The sequence below is a fragment of the Brevundimonas sp. 01N35 genome, assembly GCF_056399785.1.
Map to the genome: position 1 here is coordinate 140,041 of NZ_JBFTRZ010000004.1, position 21,775 is coordinate 161,815.

At 68.8% G+C, this 21,775-nt stretch carries 21 protein-coding genes; 14 read left to right on the forward strand and 7 right to left on the reverse strand.

The genetic code is table 11. From position 1 onward, the window contains the following. The first annotated feature begins 86 nt into the window (after positions 1-86). Genes AC1DJ5_RS05545 through rfbA form a run of 3 tightly spaced genes read left to right on the forward strand, consistent with a single transcriptional unit; the run spans position 87 to position 4,324 of the window. Positions 87-2,558: a glycosyltransferase gene (locus AC1DJ5_RS05545; RefSeq protein ID WP_477019940.1), complete on the forward strand. Its 2,472-nt coding sequence runs from the start codon at positions 87-89 to the stop codon at positions 2,556-2,558. Next, positions 2,555-3,448, forward strand: coding sequence for a dTDP-4-dehydrorhamnose reductase (rfbD, locus tag AC1DJ5_RS05550; RefSeq protein WP_477019941.1), 894 nt, complete (start codon positions 2,555-2,557; stop codon positions 3,446-3,448). Before AC1DJ5_RS05545 ends, rfbD begins: the two co-directional genes overlap by 4 nt. A 3-nt stretch (positions 3,449-3,451) precedes the next feature. After that, positions 3,452-4,324, forward strand: a complete 873-nt coding sequence (rfbA, locus tag AC1DJ5_RS05555) for a glucose-1-phosphate thymidylyltransferase RfbA (protein ID WP_477019942.1) — start codon at positions 3,452-3,454, stop codon at positions 4,322-4,324. A gap of 28 nt (positions 4,325-4,352) precedes the next feature. Here the strand turns inward: rfbA and AC1DJ5_RS05560 are convergent, their stop codons facing one another. Next, positions 4,353-5,072 carry an SAM-dependent methyltransferase gene (locus AC1DJ5_RS05560; protein WP_477019943.1) on the reverse strand — a complete coding sequence of 240 codons (720 nt, stop codon included), beginning with the start codon at positions 5,070-5,072 and terminating at the stop codon, positions 4,353-4,355. A gap of 92 nt (positions 5,073-5,164) precedes the next feature. On the opposite strand from AC1DJ5_RS05560, the gene AC1DJ5_RS05565 reads away from it, so the two are divergent. The 7 genes from AC1DJ5_RS05565 (at position 5,165) to AC1DJ5_RS05595 (ending at position 12,861) form a co-directional block, all read left to right on the forward strand. Then, on the forward strand, positions 5,165-6,733 hold the full coding sequence (locus AC1DJ5_RS05565) for a methyltransferase regulatory domain-containing protein (RefSeq protein ID WP_477019944.1): 1,569 nt from the start codon (positions 5,165-5,167) through the stop codon (positions 6,731-6,733). A gap of 241 nt (positions 6,734-6,974) precedes the next feature. Beyond that, positions 6,975-8,381: a hypothetical protein gene (locus AC1DJ5_RS05570; RefSeq protein WP_477019945.1), complete on the forward strand. Its 1,407-nt coding sequence runs from the start codon at positions 6,975-6,977 to the stop codon at positions 8,379-8,381. 113 nt (positions 8,382-8,494) lie between these two features. Next, complete coding sequence (locus AC1DJ5_RS05575; RefSeq protein WP_441454266.1) at positions 8,495-8,755, forward strand: hypothetical protein; 261 nt, start codon at positions 8,495-8,497, stop codon at positions 8,753-8,755. A gap of 40 nt (positions 8,756-8,795) precedes the next feature. After that, complete coding sequence (locus AC1DJ5_RS05580) at positions 8,796-10,559, forward strand: GspE/PulE family protein (RefSeq protein WP_477019946.1); 1,764 nt, start codon at positions 8,796-8,798, stop codon at positions 10,557-10,559. Beyond that, positions 10,549-11,226: a class I SAM-dependent methyltransferase gene (locus AC1DJ5_RS05585; RefSeq protein ID WP_477019947.1), complete on the forward strand. Its 678-nt coding sequence runs from the start codon at positions 10,549-10,551 to the stop codon at positions 11,224-11,226. Before AC1DJ5_RS05580 ends, AC1DJ5_RS05585 begins: the two co-directional genes overlap by 11 nt. Position 11,227: 1 nt before the next feature. Next, positions 11,228-12,436: a type II secretion system F family protein gene (locus tag AC1DJ5_RS05590; RefSeq protein ID WP_441454263.1), complete on the forward strand. Its 1,209-nt coding sequence runs from the start codon at positions 11,228-11,230 to the stop codon at positions 12,434-12,436. Continuing rightward, positions 12,436-12,861, forward strand: coding sequence for a prepilin-type N-terminal cleavage/methylation domain-containing protein (locus AC1DJ5_RS05595; protein WP_477019948.1), 426 nt, complete (start codon positions 12,436-12,438; stop codon positions 12,859-12,861). The genes AC1DJ5_RS05590 and AC1DJ5_RS05595 overlap by 1 nt, the downstream gene beginning before the upstream one ends. 4 nt (positions 12,862-12,865) lie before the next feature. Here AC1DJ5_RS05595 and AC1DJ5_RS05600 read toward each other — a convergent pair whose 3' ends face one another. From AC1DJ5_RS05600 to AC1DJ5_RS05610, 3 genes are read right to left on the reverse strand one after another with little or no spacing between them, the layout of a single operon-like run. After that, positions 12,866-15,202: a secretin N-terminal domain-containing protein gene (locus AC1DJ5_RS05600; protein ID WP_477019949.1), complete on the reverse strand. Its 2,337-nt coding sequence runs from the start codon at positions 15,200-15,202 to the stop codon at positions 12,866-12,868. A gap of 17 nt (positions 15,203-15,219) precedes the next feature. Continuing rightward, a complete protein-coding gene (locus AC1DJ5_RS05605) occupies positions 15,220-15,687 on the reverse strand; it encodes a hypothetical protein (protein WP_441454260.1) in 468 nt (155 codons plus the stop codon). After that, positions 15,684-16,361: a hypothetical protein gene (locus AC1DJ5_RS05610; RefSeq protein WP_477019950.1), complete on the reverse strand. Its 678-nt coding sequence runs from the start codon at positions 16,359-16,361 to the stop codon at positions 15,684-15,686. The genes AC1DJ5_RS05605 and AC1DJ5_RS05610 overlap by 4 nt, the downstream gene beginning before the upstream one ends. Positions 16,362-16,498: 137 nt before the next feature. On the opposite strand from AC1DJ5_RS05610, the gene gspG reads away from it, so the two are divergent. Together gspG and AC1DJ5_RS05620 are read left to right on the forward strand one after the other, a co-directional pair. Continuing rightward, positions 16,499-16,966: a type II secretion system major pseudopilin GspG gene (gspG, locus tag AC1DJ5_RS05615; RefSeq protein ID WP_441454258.1), complete on the forward strand. Its 468-nt coding sequence runs from the start codon at positions 16,499-16,501 to the stop codon at positions 16,964-16,966. Positions 16,967-16,970: 4 nt separating this feature from the next. Continuing rightward, a complete protein-coding gene (locus AC1DJ5_RS05620) occupies positions 16,971-17,408 on the forward strand; it encodes a pilus assembly FimT family protein (protein ID WP_477019951.1) in 438 nt (145 codons plus the stop codon). A gap of 3 nt (positions 17,409-17,411) precedes the next feature. Here AC1DJ5_RS05620 and AC1DJ5_RS05625 read toward each other — a convergent pair whose 3' ends face one another. The 3 genes from AC1DJ5_RS05625 to AC1DJ5_RS05635 are packed head-to-tail and all read right to left on the reverse strand — an operon-like array spanning position 17,412 to position 20,116. Continuing rightward, complete coding sequence (locus AC1DJ5_RS05625; RefSeq protein ID WP_477019952.1) at positions 17,412-18,494, reverse strand: hypothetical protein; 1,083 nt, start codon at positions 18,492-18,494, stop codon at positions 17,412-17,414. Then, on the reverse strand, positions 18,463-19,506 hold the full coding sequence (locus AC1DJ5_RS05630; RefSeq protein ID WP_477019953.1) for a type II secretion system minor pseudopilin: 1,044 nt from the start codon (positions 19,504-19,506) through the stop codon (positions 18,463-18,465). Before AC1DJ5_RS05630 ends, AC1DJ5_RS05625 begins: the two co-directional genes overlap by 32 nt. Then, on the reverse strand, positions 19,493-20,116 hold the full coding sequence (locus AC1DJ5_RS05635; protein WP_477019954.1) for a prepilin-type N-terminal cleavage/methylation domain-containing protein: 624 nt from the start codon (positions 20,114-20,116) through the stop codon (positions 19,493-19,495). Before AC1DJ5_RS05635 ends, AC1DJ5_RS05630 begins: the two co-directional genes overlap by 14 nt. A 113-nt stretch (positions 20,117-20,229) precedes the next feature. On the opposite strand from AC1DJ5_RS05635, the gene AC1DJ5_RS05640 reads away from it, so the two are divergent. Both AC1DJ5_RS05640 and rfbC read left to right on the forward strand, forming a co-directional pair. Continuing rightward, positions 20,230-21,165: a cell wall hydrolase gene (locus AC1DJ5_RS05640; RefSeq protein WP_441454253.1), complete on the forward strand. Its 936-nt coding sequence runs from the start codon at positions 20,230-20,232 to the stop codon at positions 21,163-21,165. Then, entirely contained in the window at positions 21,162-21,749 is a 588-nt protein-coding gene (rfbC, locus tag AC1DJ5_RS05645; RefSeq protein WP_477019955.1) for a dTDP-4-dehydrorhamnose 3,5-epimerase, read from the forward strand. Before AC1DJ5_RS05640 ends, rfbC begins: the two co-directional genes overlap by 4 nt. Positions 21,750-21,775 lie beyond the last annotated feature (26 nt).

The window sequence follows — 21,775 nt, forward strand, 5'->3', positions numbered from 1 at the left end:
GGGCCTCGAGCGTAGCGGGACATTTTCGTCAGAGGGAGCTAGAGGCTGGGGAAGGATATTTCGGCGGCGGCGCGATGGAAGACAATATGACCGAGAGCGAATCCGTTCAGGCTGAGCGCAGCGACGTCGAGTTCCTGTACCTGCTGGCGCTGGGGCGGGCCTTCGACGAACCTGCGATGAAGGATTTCGTCGGCCAGCCGCTGCCGTTCCTTCTGGGTGTCTTCTTTGAAAGCCCGGAGTTCGGCGAGAAGGTGCTGTCCGGGCTGGACCGCCGCCTGCCCCCGGCCGGCGGCGCCTTTTCGGATGACGTGCCCGAAACCCTCAAGGCCTGGCTCGTCGAGCGTGCGCCGCTGATCGACGCCGGCCGTCAGGCGGTGGTCGAGGCCGAGACCTGGTCGGGGCTCTATCTGGCCCTGTTCTCCGACCCGGCTTTCCAGCAGGGGGTCGGCGTCGGCCCGTCGCGTCCCTTCTCGCCCGCCGCCTGGGAGGCCCTGTCCTATTGGGGCGCGGTGCGGCGCGGCGGCGAGATTGAGGACGTCCGGGGGGCGATCGTCTCGGGCTGGGCGGCGGATCGGGCGATGCCGACGCGACCCTTGAACGTCGAGCTCTGGATCGACGGCGAGTGTGTAGCCGCCGCCCCGGCGGACATCTTCCGCCGCGAACTTCAGGATCGTTTCGGCGGCGAGGGGACGTTCGGGTTCCGCATCGACGCCGGCGATCGGCTGGCTGACGGCGAACACCATGTCGAAATTCGTGACAGCGAAACGGCCATGCGGTTGGCGGAGCTCCGCTATCAGGCCCCCCCGCGCACGGCCCAGCCCTATGAGGCGATGGTCGAGGAGTTGCGCTCCCTGCGCGAGGCTCTGACGCGTCTGGAGCGCACGCTGCCGCCGACGGTCAGCCGCCTGGGCTTCCCGCTGGAGGAATACGACCGCTACGCCGAGACCTATGGCCGGATCGGCGACGCCGCCGTCCTGCCGCAGGGTTGGCGCCCCGCCTTCTGCGTCGTTCTGCGCGCCGAGGGCGCCGACGCGCAGGCGGTCGAGGACGCGGTGACGGCGGTGATGGCCCAGACCTGGACCGACTGGCGGCTCGCCGTCGTCGGCCTGGATCACGACGGCCGCCAGCACCTGCAGTCCCTGCTGACCCGCCTGCAATGGCGCGGCGAAACGGCGACGGCGCGGGTCAGCGCCCCCGACGACATCGGGACGGTGCTGGAGGGCGAGGAGCTCTGGCTCGATCTGCCCGCAAGCGGCGTTCTGGCGCCGGAGGCTCTGGCGGTATTCGCCGGCGTCCTGGTCGATCCCGAAATCGCTGCGGCCTATGCCGACGAGGATCATCTGGACGTGGACGGCGATTTCGGTCGGGCGCGTCGTCGCGATCCGCTTCTGAAGCCGACGCTCGACGTCGACCTGTTGTGCCAGACGCCCTACATCGGGGATTGCGCCGCCTTCCGGACCTCGGCCTGGGCTCCGACGCAAGATGGACGCGCGGCGGCGGCGGTGTTGCGGCTGGCGATCGCCGGAGGCCGGATCGCTCACGCCCCTTCCATCCTGTTCTCGAAGTCGGTTGGCGCGGCCGAGACGGGCGACTGGGCGGCCGACGTTCGGGTGGTGTTGGGCGCCGACGCGGCCGTGGAACTCGCGCCGCACGACGACGTCCTGGGCGCCCGGGTTCCCGGCGCGATCCGGCTGAAGCGCGCGCCCCGCGCGAAGACGGCGACGGTGATCATCCCGACCAAGAACGGTCTGGACCTGCTCCGGCCCTGCGTGGACAGCATCCTGGGAATGGTCGGGCATAATACGGTCGCGCTGGACCTGCTGATCATCGACCATGAAAGCGACGACCCGGAAACGCGGCGCTATCTGGATGAACTGGCCGCGCGCGGCGACGCTCGCGTCATGCCCTACAGCGGTGCCTTCAACTGGGCCCTGATGAACAATATGGCCGTCGAGCAGGCGCGCGGCGAGGTTCTGATCTTCCTGAACAACGACACGATGGTCGTCAGCCCCGACTGGCTGGACGAGCTGACCAGCCAGGCCGAGCGGCCGGAGGTCGGCGCGGTCGGCGCGCGGCTGCTGTACGGCGACGACACCATCCAGCACGGCGGCTTCGTCGCCCGCGACCGGCGCGAGAACTTCCTGATCCACGACGGCGTCGGCGCGCCCGGGAACGAGGCGGGCTATATGGGCCGCTACGCCCTGTTGCGTCAGACCGTGGCCGTGACCGGCGCCTGCATCGCCATCGCGACGGAGACGTTCAAGCGCCTCGGCGGCTTCGACGCCGCCCACTTCCCGGTCGAGGGCAATGACGTCGACCTGTGCATGAGGGCGCAGGCGGAGGGATTGAAGGTCCTCTATGATCCCTACGCCACCCTTTATCACCTTGAGTCCAAGACCCGGGGCTTCAGCCGCGAGGGCGGGAAGCGGGAGGTCGCCGAGGCGTCCGGACGGCTGCTCTGGGCCCGCTGGGGCGAGCGCTTCCATCGCGACCCCTTCTACAACCCCCGCTTCGATCGCGAGGCGCGTCCCTTCACCCGGCTCAGGCCTCTGCCGTGATCTCGAGCGAGCGGACGGTCCTGATCACGGGCGGGCGGGGGCGTCTGGCGCGCGCCCTGACGGCGACGACCTGGCCGCAGGGCTGGCGTCCGCTTGCGTTGGGACGCGCCGAACTGGACGTCACGCGAGCCGACGAGGTCGCGGCCTGGGTTCAGCGTCACCGGCCCGCCTTGATCGTCAATGCGGCCGCCTTCACCGGCGTCGACCTAGCAGAGCGCGAGGCGGAGGCCTGTTTCGCCGTCAACGCCGCCGGGGCGGGGAACCTGGCGCAGGCGGCGGCTGAAGCCGGTTCGGCGCTGATTCATATCTCGACCGACTTCGTGTTCGACGGCCTCTTGGGCCGGCCCTATGTCGAGAGCGACGCGACTGCGCCGCTGAACCTCTATGGGGCCAGCAAGCTGGCGGGCGAACGCCTGGTGCTGGAGCGCCACCCCCAAGCCCTGGTGCTGCGCACGGCCTGGCTGCTGGGCGGGGAGGGCAACTCCTTTATCGACGCGATCCTGCGACGGGCGGCCACGGGTCAGGATCTGCGGGTCGTCTCCGACCAGACCGGCAGCCCGACCGACGTGGACGACCTGGCGCGGGCCATCGTCGTCGCGGCGGAGCGTCTGGCGCGGGGGCCGGCGCCGCAACGGCTTTATCATCTAGCGGGATCGGAGCCGGCGACCTGGCACGAGATCGCCGCGGCGGCGGTCGAGGCCTGGGCGCGTCACGCCGGACGCGCCGCCCCGCAGGTGGCGGCTATCGCCAGCGCCGACTGGCCGTCGCCCGCGCGACGTTCCGCAGATTCGCGGCTTGATAGCGGAGCCTTCGCGCGCGACCTTGGCGTCGTCCTGCCGGGCTGGCGGGACCGGGTCGCCGGCTGGGCGGTCGAGAGCGCGGGGGCTTAAGCGATGAAGGGGATCATCCTGGCGGGGGGCACGGGCTCGCGGCTGCATCCGATGACCGTCGCGGTCTCGAAGCAACTGATGCCGGTCTATGACAAGCCGCTGATCTATTATCCGCTGACGACGCTGATGCTGGCGGGGGTGCGCGACATCCTGGTGATTGTCACGCCGCACGACCGGCCCGCGTTCGAGACCCTGCTGGGCGACGGCGGCCAGTGGGGCGTCTCGATCGCCTACGCCGAGCAGCCGCGCCCCGAGGGGTTGGCTCAGGCCTATGTCATCGGGGCCGATTTCGTGGCGGGCGGGCCGTCGGCGCTGATTCTGGGCGACAACATCTTCTACGGCCACGGAGCGACCGACCTGTTCGGCGCCGCCTTCGCCCGGCCATCGGGCGCGACCGTCTTCGCCTATCACGTCAATGATCCGGGTCGTTACGGCGTGGTCGAGTTCGACGCCGAGGGCCGGGCGCGGTCGCTTGAAGAGAAGCCGGCTCATCCGCGCTCGAACTGGGCGGTCACGGGCCTCTATGTTTATGACGCGCAGGTGGTCGACATCGCGGCCAACCTGACGCCCTCGGCGCGCGGCGAGTTGGAGATCACCGACGTCAACCGCGCCTATCTGGAGCGCGGCCAGTTGTCGGTCGAGCGTATGGGCCGGGGCTATGCCTGGCTGGACACCGGCACGCCCGACAGCCTGATCGACGCGGCCCAGTTCGTGCGCACCCTGGAGCAGCGCCAGGGCGTCAAGATCGCCTGCCCCGAAGAGATCGCCTGGCGCATGGGCTTCATCGACGCCGCGCAGTTGGAGCGGCTGGCGGCGGCCATGGGCGGCAACGCCTACGGCCGCTATCTGCGCGGCCTGACGCAGGACGGCCGCTAGGCGACCGCCCGCTCAGGACGTCTAGGCCTCAGGGCCGTTCCAGCGGCGGCATGGCCAGACGCGCCAGCTCTTCTTCCGTCGGCAGCATCTCGGCCGAGCGCGCCAGCACGAACCAGCTCAGGCCGCCGCCGTGCGGCCAGGGGCAGAACCGCACCGCCAGCCCGGCCTCCGCCGCCAGCCGTTCGACGCGCGCGCGGGCGAAGGGCACGCATTCCGGATAGACCCAGCCGCAGTTCTCGGGCGCCAGTTCCGCCGTCTCCTCGCCGATCAGCCAGTTGGCGACCAGCAGCCCGGTCTCGCTCAGCGAGCCGGCGAAGGATTTCAGCGCCGTCGCCGTTGCCTCCTCGCCGGTGTGCGAGAAGATGGACTGGGCGATGATGAAGTCGAAGGTCTCGCCGAAGACGTCGGTGCGATAGTCGGCGTTGTGGTCGAAGCGGGGCCGCTTGATCCCCTGGATGTCGCCGCCGATCTCGCGCGCCAGGCCGTCGGCGATCAGCCAGGCCTCGGGCTCGATGCCGAAGTATTTGCCCTCGGCCAGATAGGGGATGGCCATTCGTCCCAGCCGCAGCGAGCCGCAGCCGAAGTCCAGCAGCCGATGGTGCTCGCGCAACCCCAGCAGGAACAGCAGCGAGAACTGCGACCCGCCGAGCAGGTCATAGCGATAGGCTGGCCCGACGAAGCTGCGATAGTGGCCTGCGCCCGCCGCCAGTTCCAGGGCTTGCTCATTGCTGAAGTCGCGCACGTTCATCGGTTTTCCATCCCCGGCGGGGCCGCTGCTATTTTCAACCGCTGCCTTAGCGGGTAACGGCTAGGATGCAAACGCGCTTCGGGGATACTCAAATGGACTGGACTTCCGGCTACGTAGCCGATGTCGCCTATACGGCCGGCTATTTCAACGAGCTGAATCCGGCGCGCCTGCCGCTGGCCTTGCTGAACGCCGGCTATGCGCCGCCGAAGATCGAGAACGCCTGCGAGCTGGGCTTTGGCCAGGGCGTCTCCATCGCCATGCACGCCGCCGCGCAACCGGGCGTCAACTGGTTCGGCGATGACTTCAATCCCAGCCACGCCGCCGCGGCCAACTGGATGGCCGACGCCGCCGGAGCCAAGGCGGTTCTGACGGACGAGAGCTTTGCGGAGTTCTGCAACCGCGACGACCTTCCGGACTTCGATTTCATCGGGCTGCACGGCATCTGGAGCTGGATCTCGGAAGAGAACCGCGCCCTGATCGTCGACTTCCTGCGACGCAAGCTGCGCGTGGGCGGCGTCGCCTACATCAGCTACAATGTCCTGCCCGGTTGGGCGGCCGCCATGCCGCTGCGCGACCTGATGGCCCGCCATGGCCAGATCATGGGGTCGAACGGTCAATCCAGCCTGACCAAGCTTGAGGCCGCCATGGGCTTCGCCGACCAGTTCTTCGCTCTGAACCCTGTCTACATGCGCGCCAACGCCGGGATGATGGAGCGGTTCGAGGCGCTGAAGGCGATGCCGAAGGCCTATCTGGCGCACGAATATCTGAACCGCGACTGGAAGCCGATGTACTTCACGGAGATCGCGGCTCAGTTGCATGAGGCCAAGCTCGACTTCGCCTGTACGGCCGGCCTGTCCGACGCCGTCGAGGAGGCGCACCTCACGGCGGAGCAGCGCGAGTTTCTGGCCGGTATTGAGAACGAAGATTTCCGCGAGATGGCCCGCGATTACCTTTGCAATACGCAGTTCCGTCGCGATTACTGGATCAAGGGTTCGCGAACCATGAGCCAGGCGGAGCGGTTCGAGGCCATCCGCGCCACCCGCGTCATCCTGTCGGTCCCGCGCGAGGGCGTGCCCAAGGCGATTTCCACCACGCTGGGCCAGGTCTCCCTTCAGGAGGCGATCTATGATCCCTTCCTCGACGTCCTGGCGGACCACAAGCCGCATACGATCGGCGAGATCGAGCAGGCGCTGGCGTTGAAGGGCATCGCCCTGGTCCAGGTTCTCCAGGCGGTCATGCTCCTGGGCGGGATCAACTCGATCAACTTCCCTCAACCCGACAAGGCTATCGCTGCCGCGCGTCCCACGGCGCGCAAGTTGAATGCCGCGCTGATCGAGCAGTCGCGGTCCGGCGAGGCCATCGGCTACCTCGCTTCGCCGGTGACCGGCGGCGGCGTGCCGTTGGCGCGGTTCGAGCAGATCTTCCTGGCCTCTATCCGCGCCGGCCGGCGCACGCCCAAGGAATGGGCGGCGGACGCCTGGGCGCTTGTGAATAGTCAAGGTCAGAAGCTTCTCAGAGATGGCGCGCCGATCCAGAGCGACGCGGATAATCTGGCGGAACTGGAGTCCGTGGCCGCCAGGTTTGCGGACACCCTGCCGATGCTTCGTGGTCTTGAGATAGTGGAGGTATCGGCGCCACAGTCGGGGCAAAAACGGGGCTAGGCTTTCCTGCTCAGCTTCACATCCCTGACACAATGTCCCGTAAGTACCGAATTTACTTCGTGTTAACTTGCCGAACATTCGCCCGGTTTAAACCACATGCCGGTTGACGGCCTTGTGAGGCGCGCGCTAGTAAGGCCTAGCCGAGGCATGGTCGCAGGAAGGAGATTCTTCCCCTTCTTGAGTCCTTCCTGCCACCATGGCGCCTTAAAACGATCAGATCTCAAATCCCCAGGGGGAGTTTATGAAGAAGCAATCCATCCTCAGCGCCGCAGCGCTGACTACGCTGGCCATCGCTGGCGCTGCCAACGCCAGCACGTTGACGGCCAGCACGAAAGTTGCAGGCGCTACCGTCACCGCTGACCGCGTCATTGCCAGCGAAGTGAAGCTGGATGCGGCAGGTAACGCTGCCGGCGTCATCGGTCTCGCCCTGACGCCGTCGACGGGCGCTATCCTGCCCTCGGGCAACGCCCTGCTGACCGTTGCCCTGACCGGCGGCGCCACCTTCGGCAAGCAAGTGACCGCCGGCGCCATCGTCGCCAACGTCAAGTGCGCTCCGACCACCACGGTTTCGACCGGCGGCGGCGCTGCTGCCAGCTCGGTGACCTTCCTGGTTTCCAGCCTGGCCGGCTGCGATGACACGAACGCCATCCACATCGCTCTGCCGGTCGTTCTGAACGGCACCAGCAACGTCAACGTCACGACGAACCTGACCACGGAACTGGGCACCGCCATTGACGGCGGCACGGCGACGACCGCCACCAAGACGACTGATCTGATCTCGTTCGCCAAGGCATTTGACGTCAAATTCACTGCCGATACCACGGCGACCTCGGCTACGCTGAAGTCGGGCTTCAAGTCCCTGACCGGCGACGTCGCACTGGGCACCATCGACATCGCGACCGACACCAACCTCTTCGAGGGTGTCGCCACGGCCACCAAGGTTGCCGCTAACGCTGCGTCCAAGGCTGCGATCACCATCAAGGGCGATCTGGCTTCGGTGAACCTGTCGGTTACTGGTCCGGGCTTCTCGAAGGCAGCTACGCTGTCGGGCACCACGGGCACGGCTACGGCCACCACGGATCTGACGCCGGTGACCGGCAGCTACCCCGTCACGGCTGTGCTGGCCAAGGGCACCCCGGTGATCAGCGGCTCGAACTACACCGCTTCGGTCGTCCTGACCCCGACTTCGACCTACAACGCGATCCCGGCCTTCGGCCCGGCCGCGCTGCAGCCGATCACGCGTGAAGGCACCTCCTACCTGATCCCGTGGGTCGCTTCGGACACCCTGGCCAAGACCTCGACCAGCAACACCGTCATCCGCATCGCCAACAAGAGCATCGCGGCTACCGGCGCTGTCTCGCTGGAACTGCTGACCAGCTCCAAGGGCATCCCCGCTAGCGCCACCCTGGTGCCGCTGGCTACCTCGATCCCCGCCGGCGGTGAACTGGTCCTGACCAGCGCCTCGCTGCAGACGACCCTGGGCGCCGACTTCGGCCGCGGCGACATCCGCATCACCGTCGAAGGCCTCGCCACCGACCTGATCACGCGTCGTTTCGTTCAGAGCACCGTCAACGGCGCCCTGTCGGAAGTCTCGCTGGGTCGTAACGACGTCGCGGGCAGCGGCTTCGGCTACGAGCCGACCAACTAAGACTTCGGTCTCAGTCGATCAAAGGAAGGGGAGGGCGAAAGCCCTCCCCTTTTCTTTTGCGCCACAGGGGGATCAGCGGCTATCACTTGGACCTGTTTCAGTCGGAGAGCCTCGTGGCCGTTTTCAAAGATCAGACCCTGACCGGTGATGTCGTTCTCGACGGCAACACCTTCCGCAATATCCAGTTCAAGGACGCCGTCCTGAACTACGATGGCGGTCAGCCGCCGCGCTTCGAGAACTGCGCCTTCGACACCTCCAGCTTCACCTTCCGCGAAGCTGCTGGAAACACCCTGCTGTTCCTCCGCGCCATGGCCCCCGAAAGCACCAACATGCGCTCGGTCGTCCTGGGCCTGATGCCCGAGATTCAGGGCTAAGGCTTTCGCCGCGCCCCTTTCCTCGCCGGAGCATCCCCGCGTGAACCCGTCCGCCGCCGCCCATCTCAGCCCCGCCCGGCGTCGTCTGGGCGAGGTTCTGGTCGAGCGCGGCCTGGTGCGCCCCGCCGACATCGCCAACGCCCTGTCGCTGCAGGCGCAGAACGGCGGCCTGATCGGGCTCAATCTGGTGCGCCTCGGCGCCCTGTCGGAAGCCCAGCTTCTCGACGTCCTGTCCGAACTGCTGAACCTGCCGGTGCTCGCGCCCGAGGACGGCCCGGCGCCGGCGCGGATCTCCGCCTTCCTCGACGAAATCCGCTCGCCCCTGGGCTGGTGGGCCGAACGCGAGGCCGTGGCCTGGCGCGAGGACGCCCCGGAAGGCGAAGAAGGCGGCGCCTCGCGCATTCTCTGCGCCGCCGTCCAGCCGATGGACCCGGCCCTGGGCGAGCGAATCGCTCAGGCGACGGCGGAACCCGTCGTCTTCCTGCTGGCGCAACGCTCGCTGATCGAGGCGCTGACCGAGGACATCAGCCGCGACCACGCCCCGACGCTCGACGCCGGGCTGGGCGGGGCCGGCGCCGACGCCGCCCGCCTGCGCGAACTGGCGCAGGAAGCGCCGACCATCGACTTCGTCAACGCCGTCTTCGCCGAAGCCCTGACGCGTCGCGCCTCCGACGTCCACGTCGAACCCTATGAGGACCGTTTCCTGGTCCGTATGCGGATCGACGGCGTCCTGACCACGGCCCGCAGCGCCCCGCGCTCCAACTTCGACGCCGTCTGTTCGCGCATCAAGCTGCTCAGCGGCATGGATATCGGCGAGCGCCGCCTGCCGCAGGACGGGCGTCAGTCGATCCGCGTCTCTGGCCAGGAGGTGGACCTGCGCGTCTCGTCCCTGCCGTGCTCGTGGGGCGAATCGATCGTCCTGCGTCTGCTGGGCAAGACCAGCCGCCTGCCGCAGTTGTCCGAACTGGGCGTCAGCGCCGAACAGGAGGCCGGCTTCCTGCGCCTGGCTGAGCACCCCAACGGCGTTTTCCTGATCACCGGCCCGACCGGCTCGGGCAAGACCACGACCATCTATCGCCTGCTGACCCATCTCAACGACGGCGAGCGCAAGATCATCACCGTCGAGGACCCGGTCGAGCTGGACCTGCCCGGCGTCATCCAGGTGCGGGTGCGCGCCGAAATCGGCCTGACCTTCGCGGCCGGTCTACGCTCCATCCTGCGTCAGGACCCCGACGTCATCATGATCGGCGAAATCCGCGACCCCGAGACGGCGCGAATCGCCGTCCAGGCCGCCCTGACCGGCCACATGGTCATCTCGACCGTCCACACCAACACCGCTCTGGCCGCCATTCCGCGCCTGCTCGACCTGGGCATCGAGGACTATCTGCTGGCCGACGTCATGCGCGGCGTGGCGGGCCAGCGGCTGATCAGGCGTCTGTGCGACGACTGCGCCCGGCCCTCGACCTCGGCCGAGGCCAAGATCCACGAGATGGCGATCCCCGCCCATCTGCGCGCCGTCGCCAAGCGCGAACCCGCCGCCTGGCGCGAGCCCGTCGGCTGCGCCAAGTGTGGCGGCAGCGGCTTCCGCGGCCGCGTCGGCGTCTATGAGCTGGCCCCCATGTCGCCGGCCCTGATCGCCGGCATGCGCGCCTCGGCTGACGAGGATCAACTGACCGCCGCCGCGCGCAGCGAGGGCTTCCTCAGCTTCGCCGACGACGGCTATCTGAAGGCCCGTCGCGGCGAGACGGCCCTGACCGAAGTCTATCGCATCGCCGGTGCCGAAGGAGCGTCCAGTGTCCCATAGCGGCTACTACGATCAGGAAGCCGTCAGCGCCGGCGTGCGCGACGGCCGTCACCGCGAGGTGATCGGCGGCCTGTGGGACGAGATCGGCGACCTGCAGATGCGGTTCCTGATCCGCCAGGGAATGCAGCCGCATCACCGCCTGCTCGACGTCGGCTGCGGCTCGCTGCGCCTCGGCGCGCGGGCGGTCGAATATCTTGAGGCCGACCGCTATTTCGGCTCGGACCTGAACGAATCCCTGATTCGCGCCGGCTATGAGCAGGAGCTGACCGAAGATCAGCGCGCCAAGGTTCCGTGGAGCCATTTCGGCGTCAACGACGATTTCGGCTTCGACTTCCTGAGCCAGCCGATGGATTTCGCCATCGCCCAGTCGGTCTTCACCCACCTGCCGCTGAACCACCTGCGCCGCTGCCTGCACAATCTGGCGCCGCACATGGCCTCCGGCGGGCGGTTCTTCGCCACCTATTTCGAGTGCCTGGACGGCCAGGACCTGTTCGCGCCGCTGGCCCAGCCGGGCGGCGGCGTCACGACCTACGACTACCAGGACCCCTATCACTACCGCCTGAGCGACCTGACCTGGACGGTCGATCCGTCGGTCTGGGTGTTCGAGCCGATCGGGGAGTGGGACCATCCGCGCGGACAGCGGATGGCCTGTTTCCGCCGGCTGTAGGATGACCGACCAACTGACATTCCGGTACGAAGCCGCTGGTCGCGACGGACGGATGGTCAAGGGCCTGATCGGCGCGGCCGACGAGGCCGTGGCCATGCGCCGTCTGGCCGCCGACGGATTGACCGTCGTGCGCATCAAGCCCGCCGCCGCCGCCAAGGCCGAGGGCCGCGAGCGGGGCCTGCGCACTGGCGAGCGGGTGTTGGTCTTGCGTCAGATGGCGCTGATGCTGGAAGCTGGCGTCTCCCTGCTGGAGGCGCTGGATACGGTCGCGCAAGGGATGCAGGCCCGCAAGGGCAAGCGCCAGTTCCAGGCCGCCATCGGCGCCCTGCGGCGCGGCGATTCGCTGGGCGACGCGTTGGAGGAGCACGTCCCCGGCTTCCCCGACTACGTCTACGCCATGGCCCGCGTGGGCGAGGCCTCGGGCCGCATCGCCGACGTGCTGAAGGAGGCCGCCGAGCAGATGGCCTATGAGGACCGGCTGCAGCGCGACTTCGCCAACGCCATGACCTATCCGGGCTTCCTCGGCTTCGCGGGCGTCGCCGCCATTGGCTTCATCTTCACCCAGGTGGTGCCGCGCTTCGCCACCATGATCGGCGACGACCGCGAGAACATCCCCGCCATGTCGCGCTGGGTGCTGGAGACCGGCGAGTTCGCCAACGCCAATCTGGGCGTGGTCGGCATCGGTGCGGCCCTTCTGGTCGCGGCCATCGTCTTCATCGTCTCGAACAAGGCGTTTCGCGAGCGGGCCTATACCGTCGCCCACGGTCTGCCTGTCGTCGGCGCGGTGATCCAGGCGCGCGAGGTCGCGTCCTGGGCGCGGCTGACGGCCTTTGCGCTGAACAACGGCGTGCCTCTGCTGTCGGCGGCGGCGCTGGCGCGGGCGGCGGTGCCGATCGGCCCCTTCCGCCAGGGACTCGACCTGCTGGACAGCGACCTGCGCGCCGGCATGACGCTGGACGCCTCGCTGGGCGCGCACACCAGGCTGGAGGCGATGGACCTCAGCCTGCTACGCGCGGGTCAAAAATCCGGGGCGATCGGCGTCATGTTCGGTTTTATGGCCGACAACTACGAGGCGCGGCTGCGCGACCGGATGAAGCGGATGACGGCCCTGCTGGAACCCATGGCCATCGGCATCATCTCCATCGTCGTCGGCTTCGTGGCCCTGTCGCTGGTTCTGGCCCTGTCCAGCGTTTACGAAGGCGTCGTCTGATGCGGATGGCCGCGCGGGGGCGCGACGGCTTCAGCCTGATCGAGGCCCTGGTGGCCCTGGCCATCGCCTCGATGACGCTGATGGCCATCTTCGAGCTGCAGATTCAGATGACGCGCAGTCAGCAGCGCGCGGCCCTGGCCATCGAACAGGTGGCGGCCCAGGAGAACGCCCTGGCCCTGACCCGCAACCTCAATCCGATGGCCGAGCCGCAAGGGCGGATCGAACTGCCGGGCGGCGATGTCGTGGTCTGGTCGGCCGAGCCCAAGAGCGAACGCCGCAGCAATGCGGGCTTCCCGGCGGGCGACGGGGCGTTCGAGGTTCAGCTGTATCGCGTCACCGTCGGCGTCGAGCGGGCGCAGGGGCGGCCCCCGGCGCCCCTGGTGTTCGACCGCCTGGGTTGGCGACGGCTGCAGTCAGAAGGCTGAAGCCTTAGTCGGCCGCAGGCTCGACGGGCGGCGGCGTAACCGTGACGGTGGATGCGACGGCGGGTGCAGGTGCTGCGGCGACCGGCGCCTCCGCGGCGCGACGATCCGACGGGCGATTCGGCGCCGGCAGGTCGAAGCCGATCCCGCGCACCCCAAAGCCGACATTGAAGGGCGTCAGCGTATAGGACCAGCCGCGGCCGGTGCGGAAGGCGGCGTTCATGTCGCTGGCGTAGCGGTCCGCATAGTCGGCCATGTCCTCATCGCCGCGCAGCACGTGCGGCGTGATCAGGATCAGCAGTTCGGTGCGGTTTCCCGTCACGGAATTGCTCTGGAAGGCCGAACCGATGAGCGGAATATCCTTGAAGAAGGGGATGCCGTCGTTGACCTTGGAGTAGTTGTTGCTGATCAGGCCGCCCAGAACCCCGGTCCAGCCGTCGGTGATGGCGATCTGGGTGGTCAGGCTGCGGTTCAGGATCGGCGGGCTGGCGATGGCGCTGTTGGTCGACTTGCCGACCTCCGAGATTTCCTGGCTGATGGTGATGTCGACCCGATCGCCATAGACCACGGGCTGCAGGTCCAGGATCACGCCGGTCTGGCGGTACTGGACGCTTTGCAGGATGTCGCTGTCGCCGCCGACCTGGATGTTGGTGGCGCGCTGCGAGGTGATGATGGGCACGTCGGTGCCGACCTGGAAGCGCGCTGTGCCTCCGCTGCGGGCGACCAGTTGCGGGCGCTGCAGGATGTTGACGCGGTTGTTCGAGGCCTGGGCGTTCAGCCGGGCGCGGAACTCCGGCCCGATGAAGCTCATCAACAGGCCGCCCCCGCCGAGTTCGATGCCCTCGGTGCCGCCGCTCAGCACGCCGTCGCCGCGCACATCCCTTCCGAACAGCTGGACGCCCAGGCTGGTGTTGTCGCTCAGGGTGACCTCGGCGATCATGACCTCGATCACCACCTGGGGCGCCGGGGTGTCCAGCGTCGTCAGCAGGCCGCGCAACTGGGCGAACTCGCTCGCCGTGCCGGTGAAGATGATGCGGTTGCCGATAGGGTCGGTCAGCACCCGCCCGTTCATGTACTGCCCGCCCGGGCCGCCGGCGCCCTGCTGGGCGTTCGCGCCTTGACCGGCGATGGAGCCGTTCATCGGGGCGGGCGGCGTGCCGGGAACGCCGACCGGGGCGCGAGGCTGGGCCACCGTCGGCGCCTGGCCCATGGCCAACTGACCGAGAGAGGCGGCGTCGGTGTTCTTGACCTGGTAGACGAAGGTCGAGGCCTTGTCGCCGAGAGCGGCCGGCTGGTCCATGGTTTCGGCCCAGTAGCGGGCGCGGCCCAGGACCTCGGGATCGCGACCAAAGATCAGAATCTGGTTGGCGGTCGGGAAGGACAGGATGACCAGGGCGCGGCCCGCCGGGGCCTGACGCGACACGACATAGCCCTCGGTCGTCAGCACCTGCTCCAGGGCGCCAGCCAGGGCGTCGGTGGCCCAGAAGGAGGGCTCGATGCGCAGCACCTCGGCGCCGGCGAAGCGGGGCTGATCGATCTCGCGCAGGGCGCGGACCACCTGGGCCACTTCCCGGCCGGAGCCGGAGATGATCAGGCTGTTGTTCAACTGGTCGGGCGTGATCCGGGCACCGGCCAGATTGGGATAGAGGTCCTGCAGCAGGCTCTGTAGCGCGTTCACCTCGATGGTCTGGACGGTATAGAACTGCACCACCCGCCCCGCCGTGGATGAGGGGGTGCGGCTGCGGTTGACCTCTAGGGCCGTGCCGCCTTGCGGCGTGGCGCCGACGGTGACGAAGCCGCCATCGACATAGACCTCGACGCCGTACTGCTTCAGCGCCTGCTGGGTCAGGCTGAACAGGGCGCGCTTGCTGATCGGGCCGCCGCTGCCGCCGGCGATGACCTCGCTGCGGGCGGCGACGTCGGGGGCTAGGGTGAACGGCACCTTGAGCACGCCGCCGAAGACGGTGGCGGCGAACTGCGGGATCGACTGGGGCGACAGATTGGCGTCCACCGTCTCGTCCGAGACTAGGGCCGCGATCTGCTCGGGCGTGGCGGGCAGGCGGGTGGGCCCCGCCGGGGCGACCGGGCCGGGAATGGCCAGGGTGCCTGTCTGGGCGCGCGAGCCGCGGTCCACGGCGACGCCGCTGCCGATCAATCCGTCCTGCGACGCGCCTTCGACCCGCGTATCGGGCCGCGACACCATCGTATTCATCTCGGGGAAGGCGGCGCAGCCCGCCAGGATGACCATGGGCGCCAGACAGACGGCGGCGCGCAGGCCCGCACGACGCAGGGCGGTCGCAGCAGGGCGCCGGAAGGCGGAGGGACCCGCGGTCAGGTTCGTCATGCCATTCTCCTCGATACTCAACCGAACACCCGGACGACGCGCGTCTCGCGTCCCTTGGCCAGGGTCACGGCTTCCGCCGAAATGTTTTTGATGCGCCAGCCCTCGCCGAAGCGCCCGCCCTCATTGAGGGTCGAGACGCCGCCCGAGGCGTCGCTGATCAGGACGCGCTGACGGCCCGTGGTCGGGTCGCGCTCGACGCCGCGCAGCGCCGCACGGAAGGTCGCGGCCACGTCGGGCGGCGGCGGGGGGGGCGGAGGCGGCGGCGGGGGGGGAGGCGGGGGCGGAGGCGGGGGGTCGGACCGCAGCGTCTTCAGGAAGGCCACAGCGCCCACGGCGCTCTCGCCGGGACGCAACGCCGCCCCAGAGTGCGCCGACTGGCCGCGCACCACGGCGGGCGGCTCCTCCGGACGGCCAGGATAGGCGGCGCCGGTCAGGAAGGCCAGCGCCAGGACCAGCGGCGGGGCCAGCCACAGCAACCGCTTCATGACGCCGCTCCCGCACTGGAAATCCGCACAGGGAAGGCCAGGCCGATACGCAGCTTGCCGCTGGGCGGGGGCGCGTCGGCGCCGATCAGCAGCGGATTGGGCGGGGTGATCTCATAGCGGAAGGCTGTCACGCGGAAGCCCTCGGGCCATTCGCCGAGCGTGTCGAGGAAGGCGAAGGCGGGGCCCCAGCGCAGGTCCGCCTGAACCTCGGCTTCCAGCCACTGAGTCGGGCCGACGGCCTCGACCTTGGCGTTGGTGGTGATGCGCGGATTGGGCAGGCCGGTCGCGGTGGCGGCCTCCAGCAGCCGCTGTTCGATCAGGACCTGGGCCACGGCGGTGTTGCTCGCCTCGAAGCCCCAGCCGTTCATGTCCTCCAGCGCCAGACGGTCGGCGGCGCCGGCGGCGATGCGGCGCGCGGCGTTGGCGGTCAGTCGGGCGGTCGATTGTTCGGTCAAGGCGTCGATGTAGCGGTCGGCCTGGGTGGTGCGCCATTCCAGCGCGGCGACAGGGGCATAGACGGCGGCGCCCAGAACCAGTCCGCCCAGCAGGACGCGCTCGCGCATCGTGGTGCGGCGCAGCCGGTCCTTCAGCGTCTCGATCGACGCGCGCGTCGAAGCGACCATGTCAGCGAAGAAGCCCTGCAAGACGCGTCCCGTTTCAGTGTTGCGGCGCACGGGTCTGCATTTCGCATCGACCCCCCATGAGCCCTGAGCTATAGCAACCGTTAAAAGCCCATAACAGCTTAGAAATCCAAGGCGATCGTTTGATGCACCGCGACCGTTCCCGTCTCCGTCACTGTTTTTCGCTGATCGTGGCCTCGTCGCATCAGCGCGGCCGTCAATCTCGTGAAGGCTACAGCCTGCTCGAGATCCTCGTCGTCCTGTCGATCATCGCCCTGATCGCGGCGGTCGTGGGGCCGCGTCTGTTCGCGCAACTGGACAAGTCCAAGACCCAGACCGCCCGCCTGCAGATCCGCTCGCTGGAAGCCGCGCTGGAGACCATGCGTCTAGACATCGGCCGCCTGCCGACCGAGCAGGAAGGCTTGGGGCTGCTGATGCAGGCCAACGCCGAACAGGTGCCCGGCTGGTCGGGCCCCTATCTGGACAAGGCCCTGCCGTCCGATCCCTGGGCGCGCCCCTACATCTATGTCGCCCCTGCCGCGCCGGCCTCAAGCGACGTCGCTCCCGACAACCGCGCGCGCGTCATCAGCTATGGCGCCGACGGCGCCGAAGGCGGCCAGGGCGTCAACGCCGATGTCAGTTCCGATCAGGCCCGCTGATCCCATGCCGCCCCCGCCTTCCAGGGGCGGCTACACCCTGATCGAAGTGCTGGTGGTGCTGGCGATCTTCGCCCTGAGCACCGCCATCATCATGCCGTCCACGGCCCGGATGCTGGACCAGACCACGTCGCACGCGGTCTTCTTCGAGTTCCAGCGCCAGGTTTCCGATCTTCGGCGCGAGGCGAACCGCACGGGTGAGCCGCTGCGGATCGTCGATCCCTCCATGCCGAAAACTGAGGACGATCGGCTGCTCGAGTTGCGCGCGCCGTGGCGCTACACGCTCGCGCCCGCGCTGGACATCGCCGAGGGCGGCGGTTGTTCGACCGTCAGCGCCAATCTGATCAATCAGGATCGGGTGGTCATGACCCTCCGCACTGACGACGGCACCTGCCGGTTCATCCGGTTGCAGGCCGCTCGGGTCAAGAAGCGCGCCGCCTCTTAGGGCTCAGGGTTCCGGGGTTAGCGGCGGCGCCGCCTCGCGCACCTTCATTTCCAGCGTCAGGGTCTGGGCGGTGCCGTCGGTGCGCGGCTGGACGTCGTGGAAATAGCCCGAGCTCTCCAGGTCGTCGACTAGGGCCGCGACCTTGCCGAGGGCGGCGTAGGGCAGGGCGAAGCTGAGCGTCTCAGCCTCGGCGTTCAGCGACGTGGGCGTCAGCTCGTGAAAGGCCAGGATGCCGATGGCGGCGCCGGCGGCGCTCAGCGGACTGGTCTGCGCCTCGATGCGGCGATAGGCGATCAGCTTCTTCTGGCTGGCGTCCAGATTGCGCACGGCGGCGGCGCGCGGCGTGGCGGCGCGGATTTCGGCCGTCTTGACCTCGACCTGATCCGTGTCATTGGACAGTTGATAGCCCTGGCCGAACAGGAAGGCGCCGAAGGACAGCGAGGCGAAGGCCGCGCCGCCGCCGACCACCAGGGCCAGCTGCTCGCGCGTCAGCTCGACCGGGGCCAGGGCGAAGGCATCGCGGTTGTCGAAGGCGATGGGCAGGTCGGCCGGAGCGGGCGGGTTTTCCGGCGCGGTCTCGGCGGCGCGCTGCAGCCGCACGAAGGCCGACCAGGCGGCGACGTCATAGCGCTCGCGGCGCCAGGCCGAGGCGACCAGGGCCTTGCCGCGCCACAGCTGGGCCTCGTAGCCGAGCTTGAGGCGGACGATGCGCCAGCCCTCGCCGCGCGGCTGGGCCAGGGTCTCGGGACTGATCAGAGGGCGGGCGGTCACGGCGCGGGACGCCAGCAGGGCGTCGACGCGGTCGGCGTCCCACCACCAGACGCCGAAGTCGTCGCCGGCCTTGCTTAACGCTGAGCCCGATCGGACATAGGGCGCCGCCACGCGGGCATGCAGGGTGGCGGCCTGACGCCGACGGCCGCGCGGTAGGGCGGCGGTCTGGAACAGGCCAAAGGCGCACAGATCGCGGGCCAGCAGCAGCACCGGCCGACGCAGCACTCGGCCCAGGGCGCCGCCGGGGTGGACGACGTCTATGGCGCCATCGGCGTTAAGCCGCTCAACGCGGGGCGTAAGGAAGTCGAGTTGCATTGGATGTGTCGGCCACGGCCCGGCGAGGGGCCTCTGTAAGTTCAGTCTGATCGATCCAGAGCGGTTGCTCAAGGCCGGAGGGCGTCAGCGCCAGCCGCGCCCGGTATGTCCAGGCCGAACGGGTGTCGCGAATGGTGAAGACCGTCGCGCCGGACGGATAGGTGTAGATACGCTCGAAATCGTCGCCGAACGGCATTCCCGTCACATTGGCGATGTCGGCGAGAGAGGTCAAAGGCGCCTGCTCGCGCGCCCGGATCAGGGCCTGGGCCTGGGCCTCGCTCATGCCGAACAGGATGGCGAGCACGGCTGGGCTGGCGGTGTTGACGTTGATCGATGCGGACATGGGATCGGCCGCCAGATCGTCGCGCAGTGCGCGCCAGCGGCGCTTGTCGACGGCCTCGCGGGCGCCGAGGATCGACAGCCATTCGGCCGGACGCATCAGACGACGATTGGCTGGCCCTCCGTCGGGGTAGTCGCGACGCTCGGCCCCGTTCGGCTGTTTCAGGTCGTCGGTGTCGACGTAGTCCTGATAGCGGGCAATCATCTCCTGGCGCAGGTCGGCGTTCACGCCGATCCGCTCCATCAGGCGCTCATAGGGCTGGCCGTACAGCATGGCCATGTTGATCATGCCCGCCTGGTCGCGCATCCGCACCACCAGAGGCCCGTCCACGTCCATCAGATAGGCGCGGCCGTCGAGCCGGACCGGCTCGACGGCCGCGCCCGACAGATTGGCCGGGGCATCGGTCTGGGCCAGGTCCATGAAACCGCGCGCGTCGTTAACCCCGAACCCGTAGGCCCGCATCGGCTCGGTCGCCGCCATGTAGGACAGGGTCGCCTCGGCGGTCAGGGCACGCTGCAGGAAACGCACCCGCGCCCGCGCCGACGCCGCCTCCGCCGTCAGGCTGGCCAGGGCGGTGATCGCTACCAGGAAGATCAGCGTCACCACCCCCGTGACCGCCAGGACGGCGGGCAGGGCGAAGCCGTCGCGGCGCATGACCTCAGAACTCCGCACTGGGCCGCATCCACAGGGCGGGCTGGCCGGAATAGACCAGGTCCACGATGTCCATCTTCGGCCCGCCGTTCAGGCGCACCCACAGGCTCTGGCTGCGGAAATTCTCCATGCTGACCGGCGCGCCGCGCGGCGTCTCGAATGAGGGGGTCCAGGTCGCGCCGTCGGGCGAATAGGAGAAGGCGGCGGGTGCGCCGCGCGGCAGGGTCAAGATCGGCGTCTTACGCGGTCCCGCTTGGCACATCAGCACCCGTTCCGCGCCCTGGGTCTCGATGGTCAGGGTCAGGCGTCCGGCCCAGCCCTGGGGCGCGCAGCCGGTGGCCCGCTCCATCACCGCGTCGGCCTCCAGCCGCTCCGGGCCGGCGACGATGGGCAGGTCGACGCCTTCGACGATGGTGGCGGCCGGGCGCAGGCTGAGGCTCCGGATGATGCTGCGCAGGTCGCTGATCGCCACGTCGGCGTCGGCCACCGACATGGCGCGCCGGCCCAGCGAAAAGCCGGTGTCGCCGGCCTTGATCCCGATAGAGAAGATGACAGCCAGCGCCATGCCGCCGATCGCCAGGACGACCAGGGCTTCAATCAGGGAAAAGCCGGCGCGGCGGGCGGTCTGCATTATGGAGCCTTGATAGGGCTTCCCGCGCCGCCTGCCAATCGGTCCAGATTACGCCTCAGCTTGGCGCTGACGGCCCCGGCTGTTATGCAGATCGTGAAACTTTGGGGGGGATGATGCGCGGCGTCGCCTCGGTGCTGATTGCAGGAGGATTGGGGTGCGCCGTCTGGGCGGGCCTGACCAATCACGTCCCCTTCGCCCAGGCCGAAGCCGGCGCGGTCAAGCCGATCCCCGCCTATGCCCCCGCCGTCGCCGAAGCGCCGGTCGAAAGCGACCATGATCGTCGCACGCGTCTGAACGCCCGCCTGCAGACCATGGTCAAGGAGGGCAGGGGCGTTCGTCTGACCGACGCTCCGCCCGCGCCGCGTCGTGGCCCCGGCGTCCGTCGCCCGTCGCGGGCCGAGCCAGCCTCGACCTTCGCCCCGCCCGCCTATGCGTCTGCCGCCTCGGGGCCTCGCCGCGTCGGCTATACGTCGCCCTATCTGGATCTGAAGACGCCGCCCCGCGTGCCGGACAATGATCTCGAATGCCTGACCCAGGCCATCTATTACGAGGCGCGCAACGAGAGCGAAGAAGGTCAGGCGGCGGTCGCCGAGGTGGTGCTGAACCGCTCGCGTCACCGCGCCTATCCCAAGCGGGTCTGCGAGGTCGTCTATCAGCGCAACAGCCGGACCTGCCAGTTCACCTTCACCTGCGACGGCTCGATCGGGCGGCGCGCCGTCAATCCGGTGGCCTGGGCCCGCGCCGAGCGCATCGCCCGCGAGGTCTATGAAGGGCGGTCTTCCAGCCAGTTGCCCAAGAATTCGGTCAATTATCACGCCAACTACGTCCGCCCGTCGTGGGGTCAGCAGCTGGCGCGGGTGCGCCAGATCGGGGCGCATATCTTCTATGGCGCGCCGTTGAACGGGGGATCGACGCCGGGCGGCTATGAGCGCGAACCGGCGCAGGCTCGCCTCCTGTTCGTGCGCAACGAGGCGCTGGACCGGGCCTATACGCTGATGACGGCCCAGGCGGCGTCGAACGACGCTCCCGCCGATCCGGCGGGGTCGTGACGGGAGGCGTGATTCTGGTGCGGACGCCGCGCCACGGAGACGACAGGGGCTGGTTTTCCGAGACCTGGTCGCGCGCGCGTTTCCGCGCCGCCGGGATCGATTGCGACTTCGTTCAGGACAATCATTCGCGCTCCGAACCGGCGGGCGTGATCCGGGGGCTGCATTTCCAGCGTCCGCCCTACGCCCAGGCCAAGCTGGTGCGCTGCGTGCGCGGGGCCATTCTCGACGTGGTGGTGGACCTGCGCGCCGGTTCGCCGACCTTCGGCATGCATCATGCGGCGGAGCTGTCGACGGAGAGCGGCGACCAACTGTTCGTTCCGCCCTGTTTCGCCCATGGCTTCGTCACCCTGCAGCCGGGAACCGAGGTGATCTACAAGGTCTCGGCCCCCTATGCCCCCGCGCATGAGGCGGGGCTGGCCTGGGACGACCCGGACTTGAACATCGCCTGGCCCGTCGCGGCGGCCGACGCCATCCTGGCCGACCGCGACCGAAACTGGCCGCGCCTGCGCGATCTGGACACGCCTTTTACCGGCGACACGCCGACCACCCTGTCGGTCGTGGACCTGGCCAAGTTTAGCGGCTAGCTCGGTCCGGTCGGCGGCCAAGGAGA